The 471-nt window shown below is 65.8% G+C and carries 1 pseudogene; it reads right to left on the bottom strand.

Going from position 1 to position 471, the window contains the following annotated elements:
* Positions 1 to 341 (bottom strand): annotated as a pseudogene (locus tag EN859_RS35310) (ABC transporter permease); the annotation flags it as partial.
* Positions 342 to 471: the final 130 nt, after the last annotated feature.

Below are 471 nucleotides of genomic sequence, written 5' to 3'. Positions count from 1 at the left end.
AGGCAGGCGGTAAGATCGTCTGCTCCATTGGCCATTGCCAGCGCCGTGACCATTCCAGTCAGCGAGAACACCGAGCCGACCGAAAGATCGATGCCGCCGGTGACCCCGACCAAGAAGACGCCGAGCGACATGATGATGAGCGGCGCGGCGGCCTGGATGATGTTTTGGACGTTGCCCATGCTGAGCGCCGCGGGGACGAATATGCCCACCGCCAGCAACAGGACGACAATCGCGCCGGCGATTGCGGCCTCGGTGCGGTAGGACAGAAGAATCCCGGGAGCGCGGGTCCCGGCGGCCCGAGCCTTCTTGGCCGTCGCGGCGCCGTTGGTTGCGTCGGTCATGCTGCCATCCCCGTCAGCTCGGCGAGCCCGTCTTCGGTGAAGCGCTCGTCTGGCAGAAACCCCTTCGGGCGCCCCTCGGTGTCGAAGGCGAAGATCACATCGCACAGCTCGAGCAGCTCGACGTTCTCGG

It is taken from the genome of Mesorhizobium sp. M00.F.Ca.ET.216.01.1.1 (genome assembly GCF_004010325.2).
Classification (GTDB): domain Bacteria; phylum Pseudomonadota; class Alphaproteobacteria; order Rhizobiales; family Rhizobiaceae; genus Mesorhizobium.
The sequence above is the reverse complement of the archived record's forward strand: the minus strand, read 5'-3'. Positions and strand labels throughout refer to the sequence as shown.